This is a genomic window from Bacillus sp. BS98, assembly GCF_008432245.1.
Taxonomy (GTDB): Bacteria; Bacillota; Bacilli; order Bacillales; family Bacillaceae_G; genus Bacillus_A; species Bacillus_A toyonensis.
This window is the reverse complement of the sequence record NZ_CP043830.1, coordinates 3,435,294-3,454,929: the sequence shown is the minus strand read 5'-3', so window position 1 is coordinate 3,454,929 and position 19,636 is coordinate 3,435,294. Positions and strand designations below refer to the sequence as shown.

Below are 19,636 nucleotides of genomic sequence, written 5' to 3'. Positions count from 1 at the left end.
AGATTTTTCTGGGTGCTCTATTACATGGGATTTTGTATGTTTATTTTTGTTTGTATATAGTCATGTACATTGCGTTTATTTTCGTTATCGATATAGTTCATATGTCATTAAGTGTAAAGAGTATTTTTGTAGTAGTTATGCCATTTATTTTATTAGTCATGATTCAAAGAGTCATCTTACGTGCTTCTACAAGTCGTAATAAAGAAAAGAAACAAATGTTACGTGTAATGATAGTAGGGATCATTCCATTAATAGTGTGTGCTGTACAATTAAGTATGAATGAGTACACTTCCAATTTTAATCGAGATCGGTGGTTAAATGACGAAGAGAAGCGGGTACATATGGTAGATGATTTCATGCAAAAATATAAATTAATAGGGAAATCAAATGAAGAAATTACACAATTGTTAGGAACGCCTACTGAAACGAGAAATGAGGAAGAAGGGGTCATCACTTTGTACTATCTTGGGACAGAACGTGGCTTCATTCCAATAGATAGTGAACAGCTTATTTTCCAATTTGATAGAGATGGTAGAGTTTTGACATATAAGGTACAGAGAGGGTAAAGAAACTTAGAGAGAAGCTATATGTTATAGCTTCTTTTTATTTTTCAATATGTTATAGAAAGGGAATATGAATTTTGGATGGAATAAGGAATGAAAGTGGAGGTGATGCATATATATGGATGTATTGGGTTGTTTTTATCTCGCAAAAGCCTGGTTGATGAGGGCTAATAATCAGTGGGGGTGGCCAAAACCCCCACTGATTAAAGTGTCGCTTTATCATATTGTATAAATGAAAAGGAGGTAAGACGGTGAAGACGATACCGACTGAAGTCCTGAGTAAAGAATTGATGGAAAGAGAAGGTGTTATATCTATTACAGTAAAGGAATTTGAAAAGATAGAAGTAGCTGGAGTAGTCGTTGCTGGTCCTGCTGTTATTTTAATTAATCAAGATTGATTACATATTTTCAATATAGAAAAGTAGTGAAAGCATCCGGATAGGATGCTTTTTATTTGTATGGAAGAGGGCGTATAGTAGATAATTGGGATACTGGAGGGAGAGTATGTGGCAATTATTATAACGATGTTATTAATGGGTATTTTATTAGGATTTGTTGGAGCAGGGGGAGCTGGATTTATTATCGCGATACTCACTTTAGTATTTCATATTCCTATTCACGTTGCACTTGCAACATCTTTAACTGCTATGGCATTTACGACGTTATCTGGAGTTATAAGTCATTATCGTGAAGGAAATGTTGTACTTATGATAGGCGGGATTGTTGGTGGATTTGGAGCGCTTGGTTCTTATATCGGTTCAAAGTTTGGTTCGCTTATACCAGCACATCTTCTCCATTGGTTTACAGCTGGGATGTTATTTTTATCAGCAATTTTTATGTTTATTAAATTGATTATGTCTCTAAATAAGCAACAGCCACCCTTATGTGGACAGAAAAAACTTTCAAAAAACAACTTGATGAAATGTATATGTTTAGGATTAGTTACTGGAATGTTGGCTGGTTCATTCGGGATTGGTTCAGCCCCTTTTATACAACTTGGACTAATGGTTCTTTTAGGATTAACGATACAGCAATCTGTAGGAACGACTATGCTTGTTATATTACCCATTGCAATTGGAGGCGGGATTGGATATAGTTCGGAAGGGTATTTAGATTATATATTGTTATTGCAAGTATTAATTGGGACGATGTTAGGAGCATATATCGGTGCGAAGTTTACAAATTATGCACCACGCATGCTGTTGAGATTTTCAATGATTATGACGCCAGTTTTAGCCGGATGTATGTTATTGATGGAATAAAACTACTATAGCAAGATATTAATATATTTTACGAATGAATTATATAAGTAATTCATATTTCCCATATAAAAGAATTTGCATTAATATTATGAGTATAAAGTTCGAGTATTCGAAGTACTACTTGAATTATATCCCTATCCCTTTTCTAAAAATGCGAACAAGTTTTGCCCTATTCTATTCAATACTTAATTGCATAGAAATATATTGTTCGATGACCATTATGGAACGTACATAATGGGAAAATCCCGATCCTTAAAGAGGATGCCCCTAATCTTCATGTGAAAATATGATCGGACAAGAAAGCTGGCCAATTGATGGTCAGCTTTCTTTTTGTTCCAAAACTATTTCTTCTTTAACCTCTGTTTGCAATAATAACGTTTTTCCAAAGCGACGTTTACATTCAGCTCGAACTTTTTGAATAGCTAGTAGTTGAGAAGTGGCGGGAACTGTGACGGTAGCTTGGCGAGGTTTTCGATTTTCTTCACAAAAGACACATTCCACAACATATTTAGAAATCATAATTTCATCCTTCCGTTTTTAATTTCTAAGAAGGGACTGCCTATGAAGTTGATGTATTCTTTCGTCACCGTTTATTTTTTTCCTCTTTTTTCAAGGGGAAAATAAAAAAGAAGGCGAATTTTAGTAGGGGAGGGATGTTTATGGAGAGATGGATAGGTACGGCAGCTATATGTATGAATGACAGAAATGAAATTTTAATGGTGCTGCAAGGCAAAGAAGGGGAAGAAAAAAGGTGGTCTGTACCAAGTGGAGGACTTGAAAAGGGAGAAACACTAGAAGAATGTTGTATCAGGGAAGTTTGGGAGGAAACAGGCTACAATGTGGAAGTTGTAAATAAAATATACGAAAAAGAAGGTATTACATACGGAATTCCAGTGTATGTTCATTATTACTTTGTTAAAAAAATAGGCGGTAGTATGAAAATTCAAGATCCTGATGAGTTAATACATGAAATTGACTGGAAAGGGATACAGGAAGTTGAAAAATTATCGCTAGCTTTTCCGGAGGATTACGAGTTAATATGTCAATATATAAATGAAAAAGCAAGTATGTAAATACTTGCTTTTTAATGTATCCAAGATAAGAAAAGCGGAACGATAACTAAACTAGCACCCGCTGTTAAAAGCATGGATAAACTTGCGATTGTTCCTTCAACAGGGCCGATTTCGAATGCTTTTGATGTACCAGTTCCATTTGCGCTCGTTCCTAACATAATACCTTTTGCGAGCGCGGTTTTAATGCGGCAAATACGTATAAGGGAAGGGCCGAGTAATGCTCCTGTTAAGGCAGTTAAAACGACAAATACAGCTGTTAATTGTGACATGCCACCAATCATTTCTGAAATAGCCATTGCGATTGGTGTCGTTACAATATGCGGTGCTAAACTATGTTCTAGTGACGAATCAATTTGAAAATAATTTGCTAGTAGTGCCGAAGTAATAACTGATAAAAATGAACCAACGATGACGTTAAGTAAGATGGCGATTCCGTGTTTCTTTAATAAATCAAAGTATTTATAGATTGGCCATGCAAAAGCAACTGTTGCAGGTTTTAATAATTCTGTTAGCCATTGACCACCAGATTCATATGTTTCATAAGGTGTGTCTAGTCCAAGCAATAAAGCGATTAAAATAATGGGACAGACAAGGAGAGGAGAAAGTAAGCTCCAATTCCAACGTTGATATATTTTTTTAGATATCCAATATGTCAATAGTGTTAATAGTAAACAAAGAAAGCCGATCATTGCGTTGATCCTTTCCGCTTAAGTAGCAATTCTGTTAATAGTCCTGTTACGAGAGTAACACAAAGTGTACTAATCATAATAATTAAAATGAGATCGATTCCATATTGTGATAGTGTATCTTTGTAACGAATAACAGCGACTGCAGAAGGAATAAAAAATAAAATAAGTTCTTTTAATAAAAAGTCTGCTCCGTCCTGTATCCACTCTTTTTTAACTAGGTTAAATTTTAATGAAATTAATAATAAAAAAATACCGATTATACTTCCTGGAACTGGGAGGTGTGCCTGTTTTGCGATCCATTCACCTGTCCAAGCGAAACAAAATAATAATAAAATTTGTCCACTTAACTTCCACCATTTCATACAGTAACCACCTCTTTCTTTTTTTACATAAAAATTGTAAAAAAGAATTAACAATTTCTACTATACGTTCATTCAAAATATTTGTCTAATATATAAATTATATGTTATTAATATATTAGACGTATTAATTGAAATTGAAAAGGGTGTCCAAAATGGAATTACGGCATTTGCAATATTTTGTTGTTGTGGCAGAAGAGTTACACTTTGGACGAGCGGCTGCTCGTTTACAAATGACACAACCGCCACTTAGTCAACAAATTCAGCAATTAGAAAAAGAAATGGGAGTTCTGTTATTTTCAAGAACGAAGAGAAAGGTTGAATTAACAGAAGCAGGAGAAATGTTTTTAAAAGAAGTAAAAAAAGCGTTTGAGCAAATTGAAAAAGCAGTAGAAGTTGCACAAAGTGCGCAAAGGGGAGAAGTTGGATCACTCTCAATTGGTTTTGTAGGTGCGGCGATATATGATATTTTACCGTCTATCGTCAGGGAGTATAGAAAGAAATTTCCGAGAGTGTCTGTCGCATTACATGAATTATCTACACCAGATCAAGTGCATGCACTTCATGATAATCGTATTGATATTGGATTTTTACGGCCGCCAATTTCAACACAATTATTAGAGTTAGAACCAATTCAAAGGTTATCTTGTACTTTATGTTTGCCAAAGGCACATCCACTTGCAGAGAAAGATGAAATACATATAGAAGATTTACGCGATGAACCGTTTGTTTTTATTACGAGACCAGTATGGCCGGCGTTGTATGATACAATTTTATCTCTTTGTCGAGAGGTTGGCTTTAGTCCTCAAATTGTACAAGAAGCAACAGAATATCAAACAGTTATGGGGCTTGTAGCAGCAGGGATTGGGATTACAGTAATCCCTGTATCGGCAAATAAATTATATAAAACAGAAGTTGTATATAAAGAATTATATGATTCTAATTTTGTTGCAGAAATGTCGGTAGCTTATAAAAAAATGAATAGTAATCCAGAGCTGTTAGAGTTTTTAAAAATTGCAAGAGAGAAGAAACGAATAGAAGTAGAAGATGAGTAATATTAGTAACGGTAAATAGATTTAATTCGAATATATAAAAGTACACCTTATTAAACAATAAAGCGGAAATGCAGCTTAAGTGCATTTCTGTTTTATTTTTCTTTTTTTAGCTCGATACTGAAAAGATAAACGTGTTCATTTTCTTTTAAGAGTAGATCAATACCTGTTTCTTCATCAATTGTAGGGACGCTTACAGTTTCTTTACTTGTTTGGATTACAGCAGCTAAAATTGTTTTCTGATTATATCTTAAATTTTTTGCAGATTGAATTGTAATAGTTGCAGAACTATTTACACCTAGAGGTGCTTCTTCAGGAGCAAGCGTTGAACCACCGTCAATATTAATATACCATTGACCTTTTTCTTTTACATCTTTATCAAATTGGAAATGTGGTGGTATGAAAGAGAGTTTTATTTTCTTTTCTAGAAAATGTGATGAAGCGATGTTAGTAATCTCTTTTACTTTTTTACCATTTTGATAATAATCAATCGTAGCATTTATTTCATCTTTATCATTATTAAGTGTAACGTTATAAAACATACTATTTCCTTCTTGAATAGGCGTCATTTGTAAAATAGAAGACTGTTCTTTTGTTAACTTGTAAGCTTCTACAGAAGCAACTTCATTATTTTGTATTTGGTTACAACTAGTAAAGAAAAGTAAAGATAAGATAAATAATACGTTTATACGCATAGTATAAACCCTCCTCTTTTTACAATTATAATTTAAATATGAATAAATTCCCATTTTCCTTTCTAGGACTAAAGACTTAGAAAAGATTCAGATTGTAGTGCGATGTTTGTAATGTCATATTTTTATACACTAGTAGTATAGAATGCGTATGTTATAAGGTAGGGGAAGAAATTTATGTCTTTATGTCGGTTAGCGAGAAAAAATATAAGAACATTTGCTGTCAAAAGGATGAAGCAATTCATGTGGATTGCCATGTGTACTGCAATTTTGTTTTTTATGATGTCGCTACAATTTAATGAACTAGCGACTGGGAAAGTAGGGGCAACATTTTTGTTTCAAATGTGTTTTTACACGCTGTTTATTTTATTGATTTTTATATGTATTTTTATTGCGTATAAAATGACGAATTCTCTTCTGCAAGTGAGGAGAGAGGAATTTAAATCTTATGTAGTAGGGAATATGAAAAAAAATGAAATACTATGTTTATTATGTCAGGAGCAATTATTCATTTATGGAGCAGCGTCTGTTTTCGGTCTAGTTCATGGGATGTTATTTTTGAAATTATTCACGATTATCTTTATGAAAATAGCAGGGATACAAGGGATAAATAGTGCACCAATTACAATATATGCAATAGCAGTTGTTAGTATAATTATGATGGCTGTCGTCGTATTATCGATGATGCAATGTTGTCGATTTGTTCGAAGTTTAAAAGACGGAAATTTGTTTCAGTTTGAGAAAAAGGCATGAGAAATCATGCCTTTTTCTATTTTACACATGAAAATAATCGTGTTAGAGTGAAAAGACCTGACAAAGAATGGGAAGGAAAGGTTGTATAGAATGACAAATGAACAATCAATTGTAAAAGTTGAGCGGTTAACGAAGCGAATCGGTTCAAAGACACTTGTAGAAAATATTAGTTTCGAAGTTAAAAAAGGTGAAGTTGTTGGCCTGCTAGGACCAAATGGTGCTGGAAAAACGACTTTAATGAGAATGATGGTCGGTATGATCCGTATGACAGAAGGTGAAGTATGGATTGATGGTCAATCTGTAAAACAGCAATTTGAAAAAACTGCTGCGAAAATTGGTGCAGTAATTGAGACACCGGAATTTTATCCTTTTTTGAGCGGCTACGAAAATTTAACATATTTCGGCCGAATGAATGGGAATGTGACAGAAGAACGTATCGATGAAGTAGTGAAATTGTTAGGAATGGGACAAGTAATTGACCGTAAAGTAAAAGCATATTCACTCGGTATGAGACAACGTTTAGGGATTGCTCAGGCGCTTATTCATAATCCAGATGTATTGGTACTAGATGAACCAACGAATGGACTAGATCCAAGTGGAATACATGAAATGAGAATGTACATAAAGAAAATTGCACATGAACAAGGAAAAGCAGTACTTGTATCTAGTCACTTACTTTCAGAAGTTGAATTAATGTGTGACAGAGTTATTATTATTCAACACGGAGAATATGTAGCGACGCAAAATATTCAGCATAGTCATAGTGAAGAGATGGAGACGATCCGTATACGTGTAGATGATGCAAATAAAGCAGCGGAAATGTTAGAATGTGATGTTGTAATAAAAGGTAATGATCTACTTATCAATGTAAAAGATGAAGAAATCCCAAATGTTATTCGTACTTTGCTTGAGAAAAATATTCAAGTTTATCGTGTATATGAAGAAAGAAAAACGTTAGAAGAGCAATTTTTAGAATTAACAGGGGGAAAAGATATTGTTTAATTTAGTGTATAACGAGCTGTATAAAATATTTAAGCGTAAAAGAACGATTATTCCTTTTGCGGTTATTGCAGTATTAATAATTGGATTAGGATGGGTTACGGTAAAGTATTTAGAACCAGAAACAAAGGGTTGGAAAGCAGATTATATAGAACGTACGGTAGAAATTGAGAAAAAGCTTGGTATGAAAAAAGAAGCTATTTTAGCAGAAAGGTCGGGGGACGAGCTTGTAAAGGAATATCAGCTTAAAATGAAGCATTTAGATACGGATATAGCACCAGCAAGCAGTTCTCCACTTTCTTTCATGAGAGATACAGGTTTTATCGTATTTCCAATTTTGCTTCCATTTATCCTCGTGTATGCAAGTACAATTTTTGCGAATGAATATAGCTGGGGAACATATAAATTTTTAACAATCCGTCCGGCAAGTCGATTTAAAATTTTAACAGCAAAATTTTTAGCAATCGTTATATTTGCAGCTTTATTGTTTATATTTAATATGATTTTCTCCGCTTTAAGTGGACTTGTTATTTATAAATTCCAACAGCCTGCATGGAGTGAATTTATTTTTCAAGATGGAAATATTATAAAACAAAATATTTTTGTGGAAGTAAGTAAATATTACATTTTATCGTGGTTGCCAACTCTTGTGTACGCAGCGTTTGCATTTATGATTTCTGTGTTAACAAGATCTAGTGGGGGCGCAATCGGTATTTCACTGTTTCTTGCTTTATCAGGAAATATTGCGTTACTAGCAGCAACTAGATATAATTGGGTGAAATATTTATTGCCGGCAAACACAGATTTATACGGTATTGCCAAGAATGGAAGTTTTATTGAAGGAGTAACCTTCCCATTTGCTTCATGTATGTTATTGCTGTATTTATTTGTATTTTTAAGTATTTCCTATACAGTATTTTTAAAACGCGATTTAACTTAATAAGAAAAGCCGTTAAGTACCCCTTAACGGCTTTTTTCTATGAGAATTGTTTAAGAGCTTTTTCAGCTAGCAAAGCAAAGTATTTTGCACTTATAGGGAGTGCTCGTTCATCAATTGTAAAAGAAGGATGATGCCACTCATGTGTACCGCTCGTTCCCATAAAGACGAATGAACCTGGTATTTCTTGTTGGTAAAAGGAGAAGTCTTCTCCGGCCATTGATGGGTTAGGAGAAATAATATTTAAATTCATTTTTTCGGCAACTTGAGTAGATAAGTCGGTTAGAGATGTATCGTTATGAACAGCAGGAGGACCTGAATAAAAACGGAATTCTGTTTTTACGCCTAATGCATCAGAAACTCCTTTAATAATACGTTCCATTAAAGCTGGTATCTTTTCTCGTGTTTCATTTTGGAATGTACGAACTGTTCCTTCTAATGTTGCTTTTTCAGGAATAACGTTCCACGTATTTCCTGAATGAATGTTTGTAACACTTACAACGGCATTATGTGAAGAGCTAATATTTCGACTTACAATTGTTTGTAGTGCCATAACAATTTGAGAGGATGCGACGATAGGGTCAACACCAGCATCTGGTACAGCTGCGTGCGTCCCGACACCGTGAATTTCAATTTCAAATCGATCTACTCCAGCCATTAGTGGACCATCTTTAATGCCAATTGTACCTACTGGTAAATCAGGTTTATTATGCATACCGAAAATAGCTTGTACATCATGTAAATGTCCAGCTTCAATAACTTTGCAAGCACCGTTGCTACTTTCTTCAGCTGGTTGGAATATAAAGCGAACCGTTCCATTTAGGGAAGATTCCTTTTCTTTTAATAAGAAAGCTGTACCTAAAATAGCTGCTGTATGAAAATCATGTCCGCAAGCATGCATTTTACCTTGAATTTTTGAAGTGTATGGTAAGTTTGTTTCTTCTTGAATAGGAAGGGCATCAATATCAGCACGAATTGCTATAATTGGACCATTTTGATTACCAGAAATTTCTGCGATAATTCCTGTTTCTAAATTGGAATCAATAATAGTAATATTTGCTTCTTCTAACCAAGTTTTTATCGCTTTTGTTGTTTCAAACTCTTCATATGATAGTTCTGGATACTCATGTAAATGTCGGCGAATGGAAATAAGTTTTTCTGTTAGTTGATTTGGAATAGATGCCACGTATTATGCCCTCTTTCTTAAGCGAAGTATTTACTATAAGTATACAACAATAAAAGAGAGGATTCTCAAATGAAAATCCTCTCTCGTTAATGCCCGAGTGGTGTGAGCTAATAATCAGTGGGGATGAACAAAATCCCCACTGATTAAAGTTTTACTTTATGCTGCCACTTTTTTATGTGTATGATGTTTTTGATAACGTCCACGCCTTGCATATGCAATTTGCGGAATTGCAATACCGATTAAAATAAGTGATACACCTATCCACTGTGAAGATAGTACAGCTTCTTTTAAAACGAATACAGACATAATTGTTGTAACTGGTAGCTCTGCTGCACCAAGAATAGTCGCTAAGCCAGAACCGATTTTTGGAATACCAATTGTAAAGGCAATAGACGGAATAACGATACTAAATATTCCTAATCCTAAGCCGTATTTCCAAAGTCCTTGAGAAATGGCACCGTTCATAATAAATGTTGGTGGGAATACGATCATAACTAAAGTTAAAGCGCCAGCCATTAACAGGACACCACGTGGTAATGAAGGTACTTCAACAGCAACTTTTCCGCTCACAAAAATGTATGTTGCAAATGTAATAGCAGATAATAGCCCTAAAATGATTCCTGTTGTATCGAAAGTACCTGCCGATTTTTCCAGTAAACCACTTGATAAAAATGTACCTACAAGTAAGAAAATAACCGAAATAACTTTTTCCCTTGAAGGTAATGTTTTTGTTACAATAGCTTCAATAATAATACCGACCCAAACGAATTGGAACAAAAGAATAATTGCGATAGAAGCTGGTACAGTTTTTAATGAAGCATAATAAAAAATTCCAGTAAAACTTGCAGATGTTCCTGCAACGAATAAAATTAATGCTTGTTTTAATGGAACGCGGTGTCTAGAAAATAGAAGTGTAATAGCCAGCAAAATAATCCAACCGAACAAATATTGGCTGCCAATTACCTCTCCAAGTGAAAATCCTTCTGCATATGCAAGTTTAACAAAAATAGCTAAAATTCCATAACTACACGCTCCTAATAAAACTAAAAGAGAATAACGAAGCATGAAAAATTCCTCCCATCTATGTGAAGTTGTTCCGTAACGAAAATATATCTAGAGGGAAGTATACAAAATTAAAAATGTAGGGTCAAATAAAAGAAAAGTGCGACATTTTATAGAATAATAATAAAAGTATGATATTTATGCATAATCTTGAAATTGTTAATTATAAAAGTATTGTAAAATCAGCTTTGTATTGTATAAAGACAGCATTTGAAAAAATATTTTTTAAATCAATATGTATATAAACGTACGTATACGTGCTAATCATTTGAGAAACTATGTTACCTTTGTTATGTTAATAACAATTAAAGGGTTTCCTAATCCAATTGAGATTTTTCTATATAATAGAAGGAAATGAAAACGTTTTATTAGAAACTGTGAGAAAGAGTGGTTTTTCTTATTACCACGTTGTAAAAGTGAGTTCACGAATTGTTCATAGTATTTTTATGTGTTTTTGCTACAATATGTAAGGAGAGGAGTGGAATTATGCAAGATATTAGTATTTTTTTAGCGTTTGGCGCTGGGTTCTTATCATTTATTTCCCCATGTTGCTTACCGCTTTATCCGGCATTTTTATCGTACATAACAGGTATGTCGGTTTCTGAATTGAAAGAAGAAAATGCAATGCTTCGCAAAAGAAGTATGATACATACAGCGTTTTTCTTACTTGGATTTTCAATTATATTTATTGCAATTGGATTTGGTACAAGTTTTATTGGAGGAATCTTTACAGATTATAAAGATTTAATTAGACAGCTAGGTGGTATATTTATCATCGTGTTCGGTCTTATTATTGTTGGGGTATTTAAGCCGAAGTTTTTAATGCAAGATCGCAAATTTACATTTAAAAATCGTCCGAGTGGCTATTTTGGATCAGTTCTAATTGGATTGGCCTTTGCTGCAGGATGGACGCCATGTACTGGACCTATTTTAGTGTCCGTAATTGGATTAGCAGCAACAAACCCAGAATCAGCAATGATTTATATGATTGCTTACATACTTGGATTTGCTATCCCATTTTTCGTGCTTTCATTCTTTATTACGAAAATGTCTTGGATTAAAAGAAATAGTATGGCCTTTATGAAAGTCGGAGGATACATTATGATTGTCATGGGTATCTTCTTATACTTTAATTGGATGACGAAAATTATCGTATATTTCTCAAGTTTATTTGGTGGTTTTACCGGTTTTTAGTATTATTCTGTGAAAATGTTGGAAATACTAACGGAAAAGCATATAATGAAAGTATATTTTGCATATAGCCACAAAAAAGGATGAGAAAATATGAACATAGTTCTTTTATCAAGTATCGTTGCTGTTTGTATGGCTGTCGGTGCGATGTTTATTCGTTTAAAAGCAGCTAAGAAACCTGCAACATTGAAAAAAATTATACTTCCGCCATTTTTTATGAGTACGGGAGCATTGATGTATGTTTTTCCTGAATTTCGATTAACTCCAGCAGAAATGTTAGAAGCAATTGGTGTTGGTTTGATTTTCTCTATTTTTCTTATTAAAACATCTAAATTTGAAATTAGAGGACAAGAGATTTACTTGAAGCGTTCAAAAGCATTTGTTTTTATATTAATTGGATTACTTGTAGTACGGATTGTATTTAAAACATACTTAAGTCAATCTCTTGATTTAGGACAACTTAGCGGCATGTTCTTCTTACTTGCGTTTGCGATGATTGTATCATGGAGAATTGCGATGTACCGTTCCTTTACGAAATTACAGAAGGAAATGGAAAAAGAAGATGGTTTTTATAATGAAAAAGATATGAAGCTAACTTAAAACTGTATATGTATAAAATAAAAAAGACAGCGTCAAAGGCGCTGTCTTTTTTATCGAAAATAATGTGAAGTTATTTTGCGAGTAAAGACTTGTAGTTTGAATAATCAATCTCTTTTTCTTGTAGTTTTTTTACTAAAAATTTATGATCACGCTTTGGTGTGGCAATAATATATCCTTTAATAATTAAGTCTTGTGTAATTTGAGAGGCATTTTCTTGTAATGCAAGTTCTCCAATTTTACCAGCGATTTTGGATTTGGCAACGTCGCGAAATAGTTCTGGAACAGGACTTACAAGCTCTTCTAGCAATTGTTTTTGTTCGTCAGCCCATAAATGTCTCGTTTTATTTATGTAGTGTTCTTCCCAATCTAAAATGGACATACCATCTTCTTTTGGTAATCGTTTTAAAAATTTTCTGAACATAAAGTATCCACCGATAGACATAAGTCCTAATAAAATGACAGTCCATAATACAATGAACCAACTGAACCATCCTTCGAGCAAGTATATCCCCCCCCTTAAATGATTTCGATTTTCTTTTATTCATATTATAAACATTGAGATTCATAGAAAGCAAGAACGCTTGGTCATTTTGACCAAGCGTAATCATTTAAACAAAGTATAGTTGTTCAACACATAAATTATTATTATCGTCTTCAACATACTCAATAATAAGTGTGCCAACTTTACGATCTTTATCTTCAGTTGTGAAAATAGAGTAAGAAGTAAAACGTGCTGTTGATAGGCCGCTTATATGTGTAGGTAAAGAAATGTAGTCGTTATCGCGGAAGAATTCCATTAGTTCAATATCTTCAAATTCTTTTCGGTCAACTTGTTTGTTTGTATAGCGGCGTTGAAGTTGTTTTAAAGATTCATTCCAAGAAATTGCTTTTGTGTCGTATACCATTGTTCTATCTCCTTACTGTATGTAATCGTTAAGAACATACGTTCTAATTTAGTATACTCTTTTTATTAGAAAAGGGAAAGCAAAAAATAATGTAAGCTTGGATTTCCAAGCTTACATTATTTTTGCGTTCGTCATAATCTCTATCTTTTATTATAAGTTACATAAGAATAAGAAACAAGATGATATATATTTTGTTGATAGTTTTCAAAATTATGTATATTATCAATATATTATATGGAAAGGGAATGAGTGGGATGGCATATGTAATTTCACTACAAGGACCGATGGCAAGTGGGAAAACAACAGTAGCTAAAAGGCTAGAGCAACATGGGTTATCGGTTATATATGAAAATCCATATCGAATTGTAGAAAAGCGAATAGAATTAAATTTAGATATGAATTCAAAAGATGGTTTTATAACAAATCAAAAAATGTTCATTGGAGCAAAAATAAAAGAGTTTCAAAATATCCAGGAATCAACGGTGATTTTTGATCGTGGGCCAGAAGATATTGAGTTCTATACACTTTTTTATCCGAAATTAATAGGAAAAGAGTGGGATATAGAAACAGAATTGCAAGATGATTTATGTGAACTAAGAAAATGCCGTTCGGATGCAATTTTTTATTTAGACGTTTCGAAAGAGAATGTATATGATAGAAAAAATAATGATAGGGTAAGAAACCGAAGTACATTTGAAGAACAACTTAAATTAGTAGAAACTGAAAAAGAATGGTATAAACAATTTCCTGTAACTTATGTGGACACGAATGCATTATCAGTGGACGAATTAGAAGCATATTTTATACGATGGCTAAAGGAGAGAGGGCTATGAAGAAAATAGTATTATTCGTATACCCAACATTTGCGGAGTTTGAAATAACGGTAGCAACGGCATTGCTGAGAAATAAATATGAAATCATTACAGCAGGTTTAACTAAGGAATTGGTTATAAGTGAAACGGGGTTGCAAGTGCAGCCGCATATAGAATTAAGTGAAGTGCGTGTAGATGAGTATGAAGGGATACTTATTCCAGGTGGAGAAGAAGTACAGTTGAAAGATGCAAAACCTCTTTTTTCAATCATTCATCAATTTTATGAACAAGAAAAATTAGTGGCAGCAATTTGTGCTGGACCGTATGCGTTGGCAAAGGCAGGCTTATTGAAAGGGGGATCTTATACAGCGACCATAGATTATAAAAGATTCGATTGTTTTCCAGTAGAAAATTTCGTGTATAAAGAAGTTGTGCAGCACTCAAATATAATTACAGCACAAGGGCATGCATTTGTACCATTCGGAATAGCGATTGCTTCTTATTTTGGAGTAGCAGACGAACATAATACAAATTTTTATTGTGGTAAAGGCAATGTAGTGATGGAGAAACTTTTATGAGAAAACGTGTAAAAGCTAGCATTTGCTAGCTTTTTTCTTTTTTACATCGATAAATCGCTACCGTTTTCGGATCATGCCATATACCGTTATGAAGTGATAATTCATTTTCTATTTCTTTTTGTAGCCATTCCTTCATTTCGGCGTGAAGATACATATTGTCTGGTATATTCAGTGATGGGAACATGCTAGAAATATAGTTTACGATCGGAGTAGCGTGATGAAAAACGAGTGCATTATGAATAACTGTTTCTGCAACAGTTGGAAAAACAGATTGTAATATCTCCTTACCATTTTCTAAACAAAATGGAGCAACCGCTGCTGATGTTTGCGGTAAATCAAATGCGGCTAACATCTTGTTACACATTTCAACTATACGAGGTAATGAAACGTTAGAATTTGTTGTAGCTAAAAGTGTACCGCCAGGACGAATGACTTTATAAAAGTCTTGAATGGTTCTTTTTACATCTTTCACGTGGTATAACATATGTCTTGCGATTATCCAGTCATAACAATTATCTTCGAATGGAAGTTTACTAGCATCACCCTGTTTCCATTCAATTCTATTACTTTTTTTAGCGGCTTCAGAAAGCATGGCTTTCGATTGATCAAATCCGGTTAATTGGCCTTTATGACCGTTAGTTTGTAAAAGGGAAAGGAATTTTCCACTCGCGCACCCAACTTCTAATATGTTTTCTTTTCCTTGAAGTTGTAAATGTTCAAGGACGACTTCATCTAAATTCACTTGTTTCTCTTCGAAACGTTTATGCGTATGGATACGTGTTTGTAAATGGTTGCTGACGCTGTATTGGCGTTTTACATCATTCATTTTTTCGGATTCCACCTTCGTGCAAAATTGCTGAATCGCATGTGTTAATACATCTGTCTTCTTTAAGCCTTCGTAATGGAGTGCTGCTTCAAACCTTTCAAGTAAATTTTCTTCAATTCGAAAATGAATATCTTTTCGTTTCGCCACTGAAAACTCGCCTCTTTTCATCTGTTAGTGAAAATATAGCATGCCTGGAAATTTTGTGTAAATAATTTGTGTACACAAAATTAGGGGAGGTGAAAAAATGTTTGAATATGAGTTTAAACTATTGACGATTTAACCGTTTTCATTTATTCTTAAATTAAGAAATATTCAAATAATTAAAAGAAATGAGAGAGTCACATGCTTCTTCAAGGAACACATCGAATTGGTCGTATGGCCATGCTGTTGGCACTTGCGGATGAGAATGAAAGCCCTGTATTATCTATTCCAAAAGGTTGGAAATATTGTACAGGGAAAGTGGGTTCTATGAATTCGCAAAAGGTCGTAGCGGCAATGGAAACAGCGGCTAAAAGCAACCGAGTTATTGAAACGGATGTTTACAGAGAAACACATGCACTTTATCATGCAATAATGGAAGCTTTGTACGGAGTGACGAGAGGTCAAATTCAGTTAGCAGACGTTCTTCGTACAGTAGGACTTCGTTTTGCAATTGTGCGCGGTACACCATACGACGGAAAAAAAGAAGGCGAATGGGTTGCTGTTGCACTTTATGGAACGATTGGTGCACCTGTAAAAGGATCTGAGCATGAGGCGATTGGTTTAGGAATTAATCACATATGATTTGCCCATAGTCTATTAGTTAGAAGGGGGCCTTACTTTTTAGGACAGAAGTCTGTCTTAAAAAGATAAGGTCCCCTTTTGCCTTTTTAAGGAGGAAAAAAGAATGATTACGTTAACAGGACATACATTGACAGTTGAAGAAATGAAGAAGTTATTACTTGAAGGGGAAGGTGTAACAGCTTGCCCAACTAGTATGCAAAAGGTGGCGGAGTGCCGCGAAGTAGTTGAGAAAATCGTAGAAGACGGGAAAGTTGTTTACGGTATTACAACTGGATTTGGAAAGTTTAGTGATGTGTTTATTCAAAAGGAGGATGTAAAGGCACTTCAACACAATTTAATTCAGTCACATGCATGCGGGATAGGCGATCCATTCCCTGAAGAAGTATCACGCGGTATGTTAATTTTACGAGCGAACACGATGCTTAAAGGAGTATCTGGCGTTAGACCGCTTGTTGTAAATATGCTTCTTGAGTTTGTAAATCGCAAAATTCACCCAGTCGTTCCGCAACAAGGTTCACTTGGTGCGAGTGGAGACTTAGCACCTTTATCTCATCTTGCGCTCGTATTATTAGGCGAAGGTGAAGTGTTCTATAAAGGGAAAAGAGTCCATGCAATGGTTGCTCTTACAGAAGAAGGTCTTGAACCGATTGAACTTGAAGCGAAAGAAGGGCTTGCATTAATCAATGGTACACAGGCGATGACAGCGCAAGGAGTTCTTTCTTATATAGAAGCAGAAGCAACTGCATATCAAGCGGAATTAATTGCTTCGATGACAATTGAAGGATTACAAGGCATTATTGATGCATTTGATGAAAATGTTCATAAAGCACGTGGTTATAAAGAGCAAGTGGAAGTCGCGAGCAGAATTCGTGACATCCTTCAAGATAGTAAGTTAACAACAAAACAAGGAGAACTACGTGTACAGGATGCATATTCACTTCGCTGTATCCCGCAAGTACACGGTGCTTCTTGGCAAGTTTTAAATTATGTGAAAGAAAAATTAGAAATTGAAATGAATGCAGCAACAGATAATCCGCTTATCTTTGATGGCGGAGAAAAAGTAATTTCGGGTGGTAATTTCCATGGTCAACCGATTGCGTTTGCGATGGACTTCTTAAAAGTAGGAATGGCGGAACTTGCAAATATTTCAGAACGTCGTATTGAGCGTTTAGTAAATCCGCAATTAAATGATTTACCTCCATTTTTAAGTCCAGAACCAGGACTGCAGTCTGGTGCAATGATTATGCAATACGCAGCTGCGTCACTTGTTTCTGAAAATAAAACGTTAGCACATCCGGCGAGTGTTGATTCAATCCCGTCATCAGCTAACCAAGAAGATCACGTAAGTATGGGAACAATCGCTTCACGCCATGCACATCAAATTATTCAAAATGTAAGACGTGTTCTTTCAATTGAGATGATTTGTGCGATGCAAGCAGCGGAATATCGCGGAATTGAAAACATGAGTACAGTGACGAAGAGCTTCTACCATCAAGGCCGTCAGCAAGTACCTTCTATTACAAATGACCGTATATTCTCAACAGATATTGAAAATATTACGCATTGGTTAAAAACGAATGATTTGATAAAAGAAAGATTAGATGTAAACGCAGCACTATAAAATGAGAAAAGGGAGAGATTGAAATGGAAAAAGTAAAACAAACAATTCGCGCGCCAAGAGGTACGGAGTTACAAACGAAAGGGTGGGTTCAAGAAGCTGCACTTCGTATGTTAATGAACAATTTAGATCCTGAAGTTGCTGAAAAACCAGAAGAATTAGTTGTATATGGCGGAATTGGCCGTGCAGCTCGTAACTGGGAAAGCTATCAGGCAATTGTAGATTCATTAAAAACGTTAGAAAGCGATGAAACGTTACTTGTTCAATCAGGGAAACCAGTAGCAATCTTCAAATCACATGAAGATGCACCTCGCGTTCTGTTAGCGAACTCAAACTTAGTACCAAAATGGGCGAACTGGGATCACTTCCGTGAATTAGAGAAAAAAGGTCTTATGATGTACGGACAAATGACAGCGGGTAGTTGGATTTACATTGGAACTCAAGGGATTTTACAAGGAACATATGAAACGTTTGGTGAAGCGGCTCGTCAACATTTCGGTGGTTCATTAAAAGGTACATTAACACTTACTGCTGGTTTAGGTGGGATGGGTGGTGCACAGCCTCTTGCTGTAACGATGAACGGCGGTGTTGTCATTGCTATTGATGTTGATAAGCGCAGCATTGATCGTCGTATTGAAAAGAGATACTGTGATATGTATACAGAATCATTAGAAGAAGCGTTAACTGTTGCGAACGAGTATAAAGAGAAGAAAGAACCGATTTCTATTGGTTTATTAGGAAATGCGGCAGAAATTTTACCAGAACTAGTGAAGCGTAATATTACGCCAGATTTAGTTACGGATCAAACATCTGCTCATGATCCATTAAACGGTTATATTCCAGTAGGTTACACATTAGAAGAAGCAGCGAAACTTCGTGAAGAAGATCCAGAACGTTACGTACAATTATCAAAAGAAAGCATGACAAAACATGTGGAAGCAATGCTTGCGATGCAAGAAAAAGGCGCAATTACATTTGATTATGGAAATAACATTCGCCAAGTTGCTTTCGATGAAGGTTTGAAAAATGCTTTTGATTTCCCGGGATTCGTTCCAGCATTTATTCGTCCATTATTCTGTGAAGGAAAAGGACCATTCCGCTGGGTAGCACTTTCTGGTGATCCAGAAGATATTTATAAAACAGACGAAGTAATTTTACGTGAGTTCGCTGATAATGAACATTTATGTAACTGGATTCGTATGGCTCGTCAGCAAGTTGAGTTCCAAGGTCTTCCATCACGTATTTGTTGGTTAGGTTACGGTGAGCGTGCGAAGTTTGGCCGCATTATTAATGAAATGGTGGCGAATGGTGAATTATCAGCACCGATCGTTATCGGCCGTGACCATTTAGATTGCGGATCAGTAGCATCTCCAAACCGTGAAACGGAATCGATGAAAGACGGTAGTGATGCAGTAGCAGATTGGCCAATTTTAAATGCATTAATTAACAGTGTAAACGGTGCAAGCTGGGTATCTGTTCACCACGGTGGTGGCGTTGGCATGGGGTATTCACTTCACGCTGGAATGGTTATCGTTGCAGATGGAACAGAGGCGGCAGCAAAACGTATTGAGCGCGTATTAACTTCTGACCCTGGAATGGGTGTTGTTCGTCACGTAGATGCTGGATATGACTTAGCTGTTGAAACAGCGAAAGAAAAAGGCGTTAACATTCCAATGATGAAATAAGGAGGAGAAAA

General features: G+C 35.1%; 25 protein-coding genes. 16 read left to right on the top strand and 9 right to left on the bottom strand.

What is annotated here, in order from left to right:
• Positions 1-62: 62 nt before the first annotated feature.
• From F0362_RS17860 to F0362_RS17850, 3 genes are all read left to right on the top strand, one after another.
• Positions 63-566: a hypothetical protein gene (locus tag F0362_RS17860; RefSeq protein ID WP_002109353.1), complete on the top strand. Its 504-nt coding sequence runs from the start codon at positions 63-65 to the stop codon at positions 564-566.
• 248 nt (positions 567-814) lie between these two features.
• On the top strand, positions 815-961 hold the full coding sequence (locus tag F0362_RS17855) for a BC1881 family protein (protein WP_000849372.1): 147 nt from the start codon (positions 815-817) through the stop codon (positions 959-961).
• Positions 962-1,069: 108 nt separating this feature from the next.
• Complete coding sequence (locus F0362_RS17850; RefSeq protein ID WP_000974639.1) at positions 1,070-1,825, top strand: sulfite exporter TauE/SafE family protein; 756 nt, start codon at positions 1,070-1,072, stop codon at positions 1,823-1,825.
• 318 nt (positions 1,826-2,143) lie between these two features.
• Here the strand turns inward: F0362_RS17850 and F0362_RS17845 are convergent, their stop codons facing one another.
• Complete coding sequence (locus F0362_RS17845; RefSeq protein ID WP_000624210.1) at positions 2,144-2,344, bottom strand: DUF3903 domain-containing protein; 201 nt, start codon at positions 2,342-2,344, stop codon at positions 2,144-2,146.
• A gap of 140 nt (positions 2,345-2,484) precedes the next feature.
• Between F0362_RS17845 and F0362_RS17840 the strand changes: the two genes are divergently transcribed.
• On the top strand, positions 2,485-2,898 hold the full coding sequence (locus tag F0362_RS17840; protein WP_000442987.1) for an NUDIX hydrolase: 414 nt from the start codon (positions 2,485-2,487) through the stop codon (positions 2,896-2,898).
• A gap of 11 nt (positions 2,899-2,909) precedes the next feature.
• On the opposite strand, the gene F0362_RS17835 is transcribed toward F0362_RS17840, so the two are convergent.
• Together F0362_RS17835 and F0362_RS17830 are read right to left on the bottom strand one after the other, a co-directional pair.
• On the bottom strand, positions 2,910-3,587 hold the full coding sequence (locus F0362_RS17835) for an LrgB family protein (protein ID WP_000578968.1): 678 nt from the start codon (positions 3,585-3,587) through the stop codon (positions 2,910-2,912).
• A complete protein-coding gene (locus F0362_RS17830; protein ID WP_000872363.1) occupies positions 3,584-3,949 on the bottom strand; it encodes a CidA/LrgA family holin-like protein in 366 nt (121 codons plus the stop codon). The genes F0362_RS17835 and F0362_RS17830 overlap by 4 nt, the downstream gene beginning before the upstream one ends.
• 152 nt (positions 3,950-4,101) lie before the next feature.
• On the opposite strand from F0362_RS17830, the gene alsR reads away from it, so the two are divergent.
• Complete coding sequence (alsR, locus tag F0362_RS17825) at positions 4,102-5,001, top strand: acetoin biosynthesis transcriptional regulator AlsR (protein ID WP_000423218.1); 900 nt, start codon at positions 4,102-4,104, stop codon at positions 4,999-5,001.
• A gap of 92 nt (positions 5,002-5,093) precedes the next feature.
• On the opposite strand, the gene F0362_RS17820 is transcribed toward alsR, so the two are convergent.
• Positions 5,094-5,693, bottom strand: a complete 600-nt coding sequence (locus tag F0362_RS17820; protein ID WP_001222411.1) for a hypothetical protein — start codon at positions 5,691-5,693, stop codon at positions 5,094-5,096.
• Positions 5,694-5,867: 174 nt separating this feature from the next.
• Here F0362_RS17820 and F0362_RS17815 point away from each other — a divergent pair, with 174 nt between their 5' ends.
• The 3 genes from F0362_RS17815 (at position 5,868) to F0362_RS17805 (ending at position 8,382) form a co-directional block, all read left to right on the top strand.
• A complete protein-coding gene (locus tag F0362_RS17815) occupies positions 5,868-6,443 on the top strand; it encodes an FtsX-like permease family protein (RefSeq protein ID WP_000050640.1) in 576 nt (191 codons plus the stop codon).
• 90 nt (positions 6,444-6,533) lie between these two features.
• Complete coding sequence (locus F0362_RS17810) at positions 6,534-7,445, top strand: ABC transporter ATP-binding protein (RefSeq protein WP_000180632.1); 912 nt, start codon at positions 6,534-6,536, stop codon at positions 7,443-7,445.
• On the top strand, positions 7,438-8,382 hold the full coding sequence (locus F0362_RS17805) for an ABC transporter permease (RefSeq protein WP_149889913.1): 945 nt from the start codon (positions 7,438-7,440) through the stop codon (positions 8,380-8,382). The genes F0362_RS17810 and F0362_RS17805 overlap by 8 nt, the downstream gene beginning before the upstream one ends.
• Positions 8,383-8,419: 37 nt before the next feature.
• Here F0362_RS17805 and F0362_RS17800 read toward each other — a convergent pair whose 3' ends face one another.
• Together F0362_RS17800 and F0362_RS17795 are read right to left on the bottom strand one after the other, a co-directional pair.
• Positions 8,420-9,565, bottom strand: coding sequence for a M20 peptidase aminoacylase family protein (locus F0362_RS17800; RefSeq protein ID WP_000146709.1), 1,146 nt, complete (start codon positions 9,563-9,565; stop codon positions 8,420-8,422).
• Positions 9,566-9,721: 156 nt separating this feature from the next.
• The gene (locus F0362_RS17795) at positions 9,722-10,630 is read right to left on the bottom strand and encodes an EamA family transporter (RefSeq protein WP_000947022.1); all 909 of its coding nucleotides are present in this window, start codon (positions 10,628-10,630) and stop codon (positions 9,722-9,724) included.
• Positions 10,631-10,947: 317 nt separating this feature from the next.
• On the opposite strand from F0362_RS17795, the gene F0362_RS31445 reads away from it, so the two are divergent.
• The 3 genes from F0362_RS31445 (at position 10,948) to F0362_RS17780 (ending at position 12,418) form a co-directional block, all read left to right on the top strand.
• Positions 10,948-11,097: a peptidase T gene (locus F0362_RS31445; protein WP_073990665.1), complete on the top strand. Its 150-nt coding sequence runs from the start codon at positions 10,948-10,950 to the stop codon at positions 11,095-11,097.
• Positions 11,098-11,113: 16 nt separating this feature from the next.
• Positions 11,114-11,821: a cytochrome c-type biogenesis protein CcdA gene (ccdA, locus tag F0362_RS17785; protein ID WP_001152675.1), complete on the top strand. Its 708-nt coding sequence runs from the start codon at positions 11,114-11,116 to the stop codon at positions 11,819-11,821.
• A gap of 90 nt (positions 11,822-11,911) precedes the next feature.
• Positions 11,912-12,418 (top strand): CcdC family protein, encoded by a 507-nt coding sequence (locus F0362_RS17780; RefSeq protein WP_001028440.1) that lies wholly within the window; start codon positions 11,912-11,914, stop codon positions 12,416-12,418.
• Between the two features lie 70 nt (positions 12,419-12,488).
• On the opposite strand, the gene F0362_RS17775 is transcribed toward F0362_RS17780, so the two are convergent.
• Both F0362_RS17775 and F0362_RS17770 read right to left on the bottom strand, forming a co-directional pair.
• Entirely contained in the window at positions 12,489-12,920 is a 432-nt protein-coding gene (locus tag F0362_RS17775) for a DUF2621 domain-containing protein (RefSeq protein ID WP_000889376.1), read from the bottom strand.
• A gap of 106 nt (positions 12,921-13,026) precedes the next feature.
• Entirely contained in the window at positions 13,027-13,323 is a 297-nt protein-coding gene (locus F0362_RS17770) for a hypothetical protein (RefSeq protein ID WP_000262403.1), read from the bottom strand.
• Positions 13,324-13,568: 245 nt separating this feature from the next.
• On the opposite strand from F0362_RS17770, the gene F0362_RS17760 reads away from it, so the two are divergent.
• A complete protein-coding gene (locus tag F0362_RS17760; protein WP_002093451.1) occupies positions 13,569-14,156 on the top strand; it encodes an AAA family ATPase in 588 nt (195 codons plus the stop codon).
• The gene (locus F0362_RS17755) at positions 14,153-14,713 is read left to right on the top strand and encodes a DJ-1/PfpI family protein (RefSeq protein WP_000725025.1); all 561 of its coding nucleotides are present in this window, start codon (positions 14,153-14,155) and stop codon (positions 14,711-14,713) included. Before F0362_RS17760 ends, F0362_RS17755 begins: the two co-directional genes overlap by 4 nt.
• A gap of 25 nt (positions 14,714-14,738) precedes the next feature.
• Here the strand turns inward: F0362_RS17755 and F0362_RS17750 are convergent, their stop codons facing one another.
• A complete protein-coding gene (locus F0362_RS17750) occupies positions 14,739-15,686 on the bottom strand; it encodes a class I SAM-dependent methyltransferase (RefSeq protein WP_001129129.1) in 948 nt (315 codons plus the stop codon).
• A gap of 195 nt (positions 15,687-15,881) precedes the next feature.
• Between F0362_RS17750 and hutP the strand changes: the two genes are divergently transcribed.
• From hutP to hutU, 3 genes are all read left to right on the top strand, one after another.
• Entirely contained in the window at positions 15,882-16,322 is a 441-nt protein-coding gene (gene hutP, locus F0362_RS17745; protein ID WP_000926519.1) for a histidine utilization transcription antiterminator HutP, read from the top strand.
• Between the two features lie 103 nt (positions 16,323-16,425).
• Positions 16,426-17,943 carry a histidine ammonia-lyase gene (gene hutH / locus F0362_RS17740; protein ID WP_000631856.1) on the top strand — a complete coding sequence of 506 codons (1,518 nt, stop codon included), beginning with the start codon at positions 16,426-16,428 and terminating at the stop codon, positions 17,941-17,943.
• A gap of 23 nt (positions 17,944-17,966) precedes the next feature.
• Positions 17,967-19,625: a urocanate hydratase gene (hutU, locus tag F0362_RS17735; RefSeq protein ID WP_000416716.1), complete on the top strand. Its 1,659-nt coding sequence runs from the start codon at positions 17,967-17,969 to the stop codon at positions 19,623-19,625.
• Positions 19,626-19,636: the final 11 nt, after the last annotated feature.

Excerpts from the sequence above, each read along its gene's own strand:
- F0362_RS17770 (WP_000262403.1), bottom strand. The coding sequence starts at position 13,323 with ATGGTATACGACACAAAAGCAATTTCTTGGAATGAATCTTTAAAACAA.
- ccdA (WP_001152675.1), top strand. The coding sequence starts at position 11,114 with ATGCAAGATATTAGTATTTTTTTAGCGTTTGGCGCTGGGTTCTTATCA.
- F0362_RS17755 (WP_000725025.1), top strand. The coding sequence starts at position 14,153 with ATGAAGAAAATAGTATTATTCGTATACCCAACATTTGCGGAGTTTGAA.
- hutP (WP_000926519.1), top strand. The coding sequence starts at position 15,882 with ATGCTTCTTCAAGGAACACATCGAATTGGTCGTATGGCCATGCTGTTG.
- F0362_RS17760 (WP_002093451.1), top strand. The coding sequence starts at position 13,569 with ATGAGTGGGATGGCATATGTAATTTCACTACAAGGACCGATGGCAAGT.
- F0362_RS17840 (WP_000442987.1), top strand. The coding sequence starts at position 2,485 with ATGGAGAGATGGATAGGTACGGCAGCTATATGTATGAATGACAGAAAT.
- alsR (WP_000423218.1), top strand. The coding sequence starts at position 4,102 with ATGGAATTACGGCATTTGCAATATTTTGTTGTTGTGGCAGAAGAGTTA.
- F0362_RS17795 (WP_000947022.1), bottom strand. The coding sequence starts at position 10,630 with ATGCTTCGTTATTCTCTTTTAGTTTTATTAGGAGCGTGTAGTTATGGA.
- F0362_RS17845 (WP_000624210.1), bottom strand. The coding sequence starts at position 2,344 with ATGATTTCTAAATATGTTGTGGAATGTGTCTTTTGTGAAGAAAATCGA.
- F0362_RS17835 (WP_000578968.1), bottom strand. The coding sequence starts at position 3,587 with ATGATCGGCTTTCTTTGTTTACTATTAACACTATTGACATATTGGATA.
- hutH (WP_000631856.1), top strand. The coding sequence starts at position 16,426 with ATGATTACGTTAACAGGACATACATTGACAGTTGAAGAAATGAAGAAG.
- F0362_RS17815 (WP_000050640.1), top strand. The coding sequence starts at position 5,868 with ATGTCTTTATGTCGGTTAGCGAGAAAAAATATAAGAACATTTGCTGTC.
- hutU (WP_000416716.1), top strand. The coding sequence starts at position 17,967 with ATGGAAAAAGTAAAACAAACAATTCGCGCGCCAAGAGGTACGGAGTTA.
- F0362_RS17810 (WP_000180632.1), top strand. The coding sequence starts at position 6,534 with ATGACAAATGAACAATCAATTGTAAAAGTTGAGCGGTTAACGAAGCGA.
- F0362_RS17820 (WP_001222411.1), bottom strand. The coding sequence starts at position 5,693 with ATGCGTATAAACGTATTATTTATCTTATCTTTACTTTTCTTTACTAGT.
- F0362_RS17860 (WP_002109353.1), top strand. The coding sequence starts at position 63 with ATGTACATTGCGTTTATTTTCGTTATCGATATAGTTCATATGTCATTA.
- F0362_RS17830 (WP_000872363.1), bottom strand. The coding sequence starts at position 3,949 with ATGAAATGGTGGAAGTTAAGTGGACAAATTTTATTATTATTTTGTTTC.
- F0362_RS17780 (WP_001028440.1), top strand. The coding sequence starts at position 11,912 with ATGAACATAGTTCTTTTATCAAGTATCGTTGCTGTTTGTATGGCTGTC.